6 protein-coding genes are annotated in these 4,978 nt (G+C 71.7%); 4 read left to right on the forward strand and 2 right to left on the reverse strand.

The annotated features are described in order from the left end of the window. Positions 1–296: hypothetical protein (locus AC1DUQ_RS17515; RefSeq protein ID WP_477074229.1), on the forward strand; the 296-nt coding region annotated here is incomplete at its 5' end. A gap of 1 nt (position 297) precedes the next feature. Here AC1DUQ_RS17515 and coaA read toward each other — a convergent pair. Beyond that, positions 298–1,248, reverse strand: a complete 951-nt coding sequence (coaA, locus tag AC1DUQ_RS17520; protein ID WP_477074230.1) for a type I pantothenate kinase — start codon at positions 1,246–1,248, stop codon at positions 298–300. 74 nt (positions 1,249–1,322) lie between these two features. Here coaA and glmS point away from each other — a divergent pair, with 74 nt between their 5' ends. After that, complete coding sequence (gene glmS / locus AC1DUQ_RS17525; RefSeq protein ID WP_477074231.1) at positions 1,323–3,179, forward strand: glutamine--fructose-6-phosphate transaminase (isomerizing); 1,857 nt, start codon at positions 1,323–1,325, stop codon at positions 3,177–3,179. Positions 3,180–3,197: 18 nt separating this feature from the next. Beyond that, positions 3,198–3,551: a holo-ACP synthase gene (locus AC1DUQ_RS17530; RefSeq protein ID WP_056088999.1), complete on the forward strand. Its 354-nt coding sequence runs from the start codon at positions 3,198–3,200 to the stop codon at positions 3,549–3,551. A gap of 3 nt (positions 3,552–3,554) precedes the next feature. On the opposite strand, the gene AC1DUQ_RS17535 is transcribed toward AC1DUQ_RS17530, so the two are convergent. Next, the gene (locus AC1DUQ_RS17535; protein WP_477061384.1) at positions 3,555–4,541 is read right to left on the reverse strand and encodes an LLM class F420-dependent oxidoreductase; all 987 of its coding nucleotides are present in this window, start codon (positions 4,539–4,541) and stop codon (positions 3,555–3,557) included. An 88-nt stretch (positions 4,542–4,629) separates the two neighbouring features. On the opposite strand from AC1DUQ_RS17535, the gene AC1DUQ_RS17540 reads away from it, so the two are divergent. Continuing rightward, positions 4,630–4,978: NAD(P)H-hydrate epimerase (locus AC1DUQ_RS17540; protein WP_477074232.1), on the forward strand; the 349-nt coding region annotated here is incomplete at its 3' end.

A 4,978-nucleotide genomic window follows, 5' to 3' on the forward strand; every position in this document is an offset into this window, starting at 1 on the left:
CGTGGGTGGCGCTCACCGCGAGCTGGCGTGAGGGCGACCTCGACCCGCTCGTCGCGGCGCTGCGACGCGCCTCGGCACCCCAGGGCGGCACCTGCAGCACCGCCGCGGTCGTCCCCCCGGCGCTGTGGCTCGTCGACGCCCTCGGCCGGGCCATCCGGCCGGTGTGGCCGACGGACCGGTGCGGCTCCCCGCAGCGGGCGGTGGCTGACGCGCTCGACGCCCTCCAGGAGACCGACAGCGAGCAGTACCCGGTGCGGCTCATCGCGCCCGCGGACGGGGCCACGACCAGCCCCTGAGCTAGAGCTTGCGGAGCCGGACCCGCTCCACCGAGTGGTCGCGTCCCTTGGTCAGCACCAGGGTCGCCCTGCTGCGGGTGGGCAGGATGTTCTGCACGAGGTTGGGCTCGTTGATGGAGTCCCAGATCTCCTCGGCGAGCTCGATCGCCTCGAGGTCGCTCAGCGCCGCGTACCGGTGGAAGTACGACTCCGGCCGGGCGAACGCGGTCTGCCGGAGTGCCAGGAAGCGGTCCACGTACCAGCGGCGGACGTCGCTGGTACGCGCGTCGACGTAGATCGAGAAGTCGAAGAAGTCGCTGACCGCGAGGTTCGAGGTGCCCTCGGCGGTGGGCCGGGCGGGCTGCAGGACGTTGAGGCCCTCCACGATGAGCACGTCGGGGCGGTTCACCACGATCTCGCGCCCCGGGAGGATGTCGTAGGTCAGGTGGTCGTACACGGGCACGCGGACCTCGGGGCGACCGGCCTTGACCTTGGACACGAACCGCAGGAGCGCCCGGCGGTCGTACGACTCCGGGAAGCCCTTGCGGTCCATCAGCCCGCGACGCTCCAGCTCGGCGTTGGGGTAGAGGAAGCCGTCGGTGGTGATCAGCTGGACCCGCGGGGTCGCAGGCCACCGGGCGAGGAGCTCGCGCAGCAGGCGAGCGGTGGTCGACTTCCCGACCGCCACGGAGCCGGCCACGCCGATGACGAACGGGGTGCCGCCGACGTCCTCGCGCAGGAACGTGCTGGATGCCGCGTGCAGGCCGCGGGTCGCCTCGATGTGCAGGTCGAGCAGGCGGGAGATCGGCCGGTAGATGGCGTCGACCTCGGCCAGGTCGATCGGGTCGCCGAGACCGGCGAGGCGCTCGACGTCCGCGTCCGTCAGGGGCAGCGGGGTGGACGCGGAGAGCCGCGTCCAGGCGTCGCGGTCCAGGTCGACGTAGGGCGTGGCCGGGGTCAGCGACGGTGGCACGGGGACGATTGTGCCTGAGCGGGGAGGAGGAGGCGCACCCAGGGACCCCCGTGAGCCCCGGTAGACTCCCCGCCATGTGTGGAATCGTCGGTTACGTCGGTAGCCAGGTAGCCAGCGATCATCCGCTGGACGTCGTGCTGGAGGGCCTGCGGAGGCTCGAGTACCGCGGGTACGACTCGGCGGGCGTCGCGCTCGTGAGTCCGGACGGGAGGCTCTCGACCGCGAAGAAGGCCGGCAAGCTGGCCAACCTCGTCGAGGAGCTCGACCTGCGTCCGCTCCCGGTCTCGACCGCCGCGATCGGGCACACCCGGTGGGCGACGCACGGCGGCCCGACCGACGTGAACGCGCACCCGCACGTGGCCGGCAAGCTCGCGGTGATCCACAACGGCATCGTGGAGAACTTCGCCTCCCTCAAGGCCGGGTTGGTGGCCGACGGCGTCGAGTTCCTCTCGGAGACCGACACCGAGGTCGCCGCGCAGCTCATCGCGCGCGCCTACGAGTCGACCGGGAACCTCACCCAGGCGATGACCGAGGTCGCCCGCTCGCTGCACGGCACGTTCACGCTGCTGGCCGTGCACGAGGACGCCCCCGACGTCGTGGTGGGCGCCCGGCACGACTCCCCGCTGGTCGTCGGGATCGGCGAGGGCGAGAACTTCCTGGGCTCCGACGTGGCGGCGTTCATCTCGCACACGCGGGAAGCCCTCGAGCTGGGCCAGGACCAGGTGGTGACCATCACGCCGGACACCGTCACGGTCACCGRCTTCGACGGGCTGCCCGCGCAGGCGCGCCGGTACACCGTCGACTGGGACGCCGCCGCCGCCGAGAAGGGTGGCTTCGCCTCGTTCATGGACAAGGAGATCCACGACCAGCCGCACGCCGTCGCGGACACCCTCCTGGGCCGGACCGACGCGCACGGACGCCTGGTCCTCGACGAGGTGCGGATCGACGAGTCGGTGCTCCGGTCGGTCGACAAGATCATCGTCGTCGCGTGCGGCACCGCCGCGTACGCCGGGCACGTGGCCAAGTACGCGATCGAGCACTGGTGCCGGATCCCCGTCGAGGTCGAGCTGGCGCACGAGTTCCGCTACCGCGACCCGGTGGTCAACGAGCGGACGCTCGTGGTCGCCGTGTCGCAGTCCGGCGAGACCATGGACACGCTCATGGCCGTCCGGCACGCGCGCGAGCAGGGCGCCAAGGTGCTGGCGCTGGTGAACACGCACGGCTCGACCATCCCGCGTGAGGCGGACGCGGTCCTCTACACGCACGCCGGCCCGGAGATCGCGGTGGCGTCCACCAAGGCGTTCCTCGCGCAGATCACCGCCGCGTACCTGCTGGGCCTGTACCTGGCGCAGCTGCGGGGCAACAAGTACGCCGACGAGGTGGGGGAGATCCTCTCCGAGCTGCGTGCCATGCCGGACAAGATCCAGCAGGTGCTCGACCGGGCGGACCGTGTGCGACAGACCGCGCGGTCGATGGTGGACACGACCTCGGTCCTGTTCCTGGGCCGGCACGTCGGCTTCCCGGTCGCCATGGAGGGCGCGCTCAAGCTCAAGGAGCTCGCGTACATCCACGCCGAGGGGTTCGCTGCCGGGGAGCTCAAGCACGGCCCGATCGCGCTGATCGAGGAGGGGCAGCCGGTGTTCGTCATCGTGCCCTCGCCGCGGGGCCGCGACTCGCTGCACTCCAAGGTGGTCTCCAACATCCAGGAGATCCGCGCGCGTGGTGCACGCACGCTCGTCATCGCGGAGGACGGCGACACGGACGTGCTGCCGTACGCGGACGAGGTGTTCTACGTGCCGCAGTCGCCGACCCTGCTCGCGCCGCTGCTGACCGTGGTGCCGCTGCAGCTGTTCGCGTGCGAGCTGGCCACCGCCAAGGGGCTCGACGTGGACCAGCCGCGCAACCTCGCGAAGTCCGTCACGGTCGAGTGACGACCGCGTGAGCGTCGCGTGATCATCGGCGTCGGGATCGACGTCGTCGACGTCGCGCGGTTCGTCGACACCCTGCACCGGGTGCCGGCGCTGCGCGACCGGCTGTTCACGCCCGAGGAGCGCCAGATGCCGGAGACCTCGTTGGCCGCGCGGTTCGCGGCCAAGGAGGCGATCGCCAAGGCGCTCGGCGCACCGGCGGGGATGAGCTGGCAGGACGCGACCGTGCGGCGGACCGCGGGCGCCCAGCCGGTGGTCGAGGTGGTCGGCACGGTCGCCGCCGCGGCGGCCGCGCTCGGCGTGGACCGGTTCCACCTGTCCATCTCCCACGACGCGGGCATCGCCTCCGCCGTGGTCGTCGCCGAGCGCGACTGACGCTCAGCGCAGCGCGGGGGCGACCTCGTTCTCGAACAGCTCGATGCCGGAGCGGTCGTAGGCGGCCTCCGAGAAGTAGGTGATCGCGTAGGTCATGCCGAGCTTCTCCAAGGCCTGCAGCTTCTCGACGATCTGCTCCGGCGTGCCCACCAGGGTGCCGTTGCGGAAGTCCTCCGCGACCTCGGCCGCCTTGGCGGGGACGGTGTTGCTCAGGTGCTCCTCGACCCAGGCGATGCGGTCGTCGACCTCGGCCTGCGTGGACCCGATGACCACGTTGTAGTTGGCGGACCGGGTGATCTCCTCGAACGGCCGGCCGATGGCCTCGCAGTGCCCGCGCAGGATCTCGGACTTGTGCGCGAAGGCCTCAGGGGTCCCCGCGAAGTTGGTGTACTGCGCGTGCTCGGCCGCGATGCGGAGCGTCTTCTTCTCGCCTCCGCCGGCGATCCACAGGGGAGGGCCGTCCACCTGGAGGGGGAGCGGGGACAGCTGCGCGCCGTCGACCTTGTAGTGCTCGCCGTCGAGGGTCGCGGTGCCGTTGGTCCACATCTGCTTGAAGATCTGGACGCCCTCGTCGAGCATCGCGATCCGGGTGCCGGCGGACGGGAAGCCGTAGCCGTACGCGAGCCACTCGTGCTCGTACCAGCCGGCGCCGATGCCCATCTCGACGCGACCGCCCGAGATGATGTCCGCCGTGGTGGCCACCTTGGCCAGGTAGGCGGGGTTCCGGTAGGCCATGCAGGTGCACATCTGGCCCAGCCGGACGCGGCTGGTGGTGGCGGCGAACGCGTTGATGAGGCTCCACGCCTCGTGGGTGGCCTCGCCGTTCGGCTCGGGGACCGAGTGGAAGTGGTCGTAGACCCAGATCGAGTCGTAGGTGTCGCCCTGGTCGGCGTGCGTGGCCAGGCCGCTCATGGTCTGCCAGTGGTCGCGGGGGTCGATGCCGGTGAGGTCCTGCCGCCAGCCCTGAGGGATGAAGAGTCCGAAGCGCATGCTCGGCACGTTACCTGCGCATCGGCCGCGGTGCCGGGGGATCGCTCGAATCGATCCGATCGGACAGCCGCCCGCCTGACCCGCCAGGATGGGAGGCGTGCTGCAGACCTGGACCTCCGCGCAGGTACGTGCCGCCGAGGAGCCCCTGCTGGCTGCCGGCGTCCCGTTGATGGAGCGGGCCGCGTTCGCCCTGCACGTCCACGTGGTCGCGGCTCTGCGCGAGCTGCGCGGCACCGTGGCGGGCGCGCGGGTGGTGGTGCTGGTCGGCTCCGGCAACAACGGGGGCGACGCCCTGTACGCCGGGGCGCTGCTCGCCCGGCGGGGCGTGGAGGTCCGGGCGGTGCTCACCGGCGCGCGCGCGCACGAGGGCGGGCTGGACGCGTTGCTCAGGGCGGGGGGACGGGTGCTGCGCCTCGAGGACGCTCCTGAGGCGGCAT

Source organism: Cellulomonas sp. P4_B5_2, assembly GCF_056402235.1.

Excerpts from the sequence above, each read along its gene's own strand:
- AC1DUQ_RS17535 (WP_477061384.1), bottom strand. The coding sequence starts at position 4,541 with ATGCGCTTCGGACTCTTCATCCCTCAGGGCTGGCGGCAGGACCTCACC.